At 72.7% G+C, this 2,271-nt stretch carries 3 protein-coding genes and 1 pseudogene; 3 read left to right on the forward strand and 1 reads right to left on the reverse strand.

Translation table 11 applies throughout. From position 1 onward, the window contains the following. The 3 genes from ACIY1X_RS26140 to ACIY1X_RS26150 all read left to right on the forward strand — a co-directional run. Nucleotides 1-374, forward strand: a 374-nt coding sequence (locus tag ACIY1X_RS26140) for a LuxR C-terminal-related transcriptional regulator (protein WP_399686513.1), incomplete at its 5' end; no start/stop codon positions are given. A gap of 243 nt (nucleotides 375-617) precedes the next feature. Next, nucleotides 618-1,073, forward strand: a complete 456-nt coding sequence (locus tag ACIY1X_RS26145) for a hypothetical protein (protein WP_399686516.1) — start codon at nucleotides 618-620, stop codon at nucleotides 1,071-1,073. Nucleotides 1,074-1,143: 70 nt separating this feature from the next. Further along, the gene (locus ACIY1X_RS26150) at nucleotides 1,144-2,022 is read left to right on the forward strand and encodes a DMT family transporter (protein WP_399686518.1); all 879 of its coding nucleotides are present in this window, start codon (nucleotides 1,144-1,146) and stop codon (nucleotides 2,020-2,022) included. Between the two features lie 136 nt (nucleotides 2,023-2,158). Here ACIY1X_RS26150 and ACIY1X_RS26155 read toward each other — a convergent pair. After that, nucleotides 2,159-2,271 (reverse strand): annotated as a pseudogene (locus tag ACIY1X_RS26155) (IS110 family transposase); the annotation flags it as partial.

Here is a 2,271-nt window from a genome sequence, read left to right on the forward strand (position 1 = left end):
AGCACTACGCCATGAACCTGATCCGCCAGGGCGCCAGCGGCTACCTCAACAAGGAGTGCGACCCGGAGGAGATCGTCAAGGCGGTGCGCACCATCGCGCTGGGCCGGCGCTACATCACGCCGGCCGTGGCCGACCTGCTGGCCAACCAGCTCGGCAAGAAGGAGAGCTCGGCGCCGCACGAGCAGCTCTCGGAGCGCGAGTTCCAGGTCTTCCTGCGGCTGGCCAAGGGCGAGACGGTGGGCAAGATCGGCGACGACCTGTCGCTGTCGGTCAAGACCATCAGCACCTACCGCACGCGGCTGATGGAGAAGCTGAACCTGCAGACCAACAGCGACCTGACGTATTACGCGATGAAGGCGCAGCTCATCGACTGAGCCTCCGCCCGCTTTCCGCGACAACGGCCCCTCCGGGGCCGTTTTTTCATCGCCGGGCCGCCCCAAGATGAAAAAGCATCCCCTCGGGGGATCGGACAAGCGCGAAGCGGTTGGCCGAGGGGCCATTTTTCATGCGCGGGCGGCAGGATTGCGCACCCCCGACCTTGCCCGCCCCGCGCCGGATGCGATGATCGGCAAGTAATACCAAGCACTGCACCGGCGCGGCCGGCGGGGGGAGGCAGAGTGAACAAGTTGCAGGCCTACATCGGGGCGCTCGAACTGGCCATCCGCGCCCTGGACAGCGCCTTCGTGCGCGCCAACGCGGCGGAGGACGTGCGGCCGCGCCGCGCGCTGGCCGAGCTGTGGCAGTTGCCGCCGGCCGAGCGGGCGGCCGCCGAGCGCGCCGAGGTGGCGAGCTACGACGTGGCGCCCGACCACTGGGGCGCGCGCCTGGCGCTGATGTCGGCCTTCGAGGCGCTGCACGCGTCGCTGCGCATCATCGCCTCGCGGTCGGCCCACGAGAACCCGGGCGCCAGCGCCTGGCGCCAGGCCACCGCCCGCTCGCGCGAGGCCGCCCGGCTGGCGCTGGAGGCCGCGGCGGCGTTCGAGGAGGCGAGCCTGCCGCCCTTCGTGGAGACGGCGGTCTCGTCGCGGCCGCCGGCCGCCTGCGACGACAGCGGGCTGCTGCCCATGCAATGACCGGGCGCCGGCTGCGCGGCCGGGCTGCGGCGATGATCGGGCCCATGCCCGCTGCGCCCACCCGCCACCCATGACCGCCGGCACCCTGCGCGGCATCGTCGCGATGCTCGCGGCCTGCGCCTGCTTCGCCTGCATGGACGCGCTGCTCAAGGCGCTGGCGGGCCACTTCCCGCCGCTGCAGGTGACCGCGCTGCGCGGGCTGACCTCGCTGCCGCTGGTGTGCCTGTACGTGCTGTGGCGGCGCGAGGCGGGCGCGCTGTTCTCGCGCCGGCTGCGCTGGGGGCTGCACCTGCTGCGCGGGGTGCTGACCATCGTCATGCTGGTGCTGTTCACCACCGGGCTGAAGACGCTGGGCCTGGCCGAGGCCTACACGCTCACCTTCGTGGCGCCGCTGGTGATCACCATGCTGTCGGTGCCGCTCCTCGGCGAGCGGGTGCGGCCGCGGCACTGGGTGGCCATCGCGGCGGGCTTCGGCGGCGTGCTGGTGGCGCTGCGCCCCTCGCAGGCGGCGCTGGTCTCGACCGGCGCGCTGGCGATCCTGGCGGCGGCCGCGGCCTACGCGCTGGCGAACGTGCTGGGCCGGCTGGCCAGCCGCACCGAGCCCAGCGTCACGCTGGTCTTCTGGACCACCGTGAGCCTGGCGCTGGCCGGCCTGCTGGCGCTGCCGCAGTGGGCGCCGGTGCGCCCGGAGCACGCGCCGATGCTCGCCGGCCTGGCGGTCTCGGGCTTCCTGGGGCAGCTGGCGATCACCGAGGCCTTCCGCCACGGGCAGGCGGCGGCGATCGCGCCCTTCGAGTACAGCGCGCTGGCCTGGGGCATCGCGCTGGACTGGCTGGTCTGGCGGGCCGTGCCGGACGGCTGGACGCTGGCCGGCGCGGCGGTGATCGTGGCCAGCGGGCTGTACCTGGTGCGGCGCGAGGCGCCGCGCCAGCCGGCGGCAGCAGCCTGAGCGCGGCCGGTGCGTGCAGGAGGCGGAAAGCTGCTTTTCAATCCCTGCGTGCCGGGGCCGGGGGCCGGCTCCTAGACTGGATTGCAGCGCCCGGTCCCGGGCCCGTCCACCACAGCAACCATCTTGAATGACTAGCTCAAACGCCATCAGCGAAGTCGTTGCGCCAGGGCGACCTGGTGCGAGCGATCGCGTTGAGGATGACCAGCAGCTTGTGCATGCAGGCCACCAGCGCGACCTTCTTGGCTTTGC

The sequence above is a fragment of the Xenophilus sp. genome (genome assembly GCF_044462705.1).
In the GTDB taxonomy this organism is placed as follows: domain Bacteria; phylum Pseudomonadota; class Gammaproteobacteria; order Burkholderiales; family Burkholderiaceae_C; genus Xenophilus; species Xenophilus azovorans.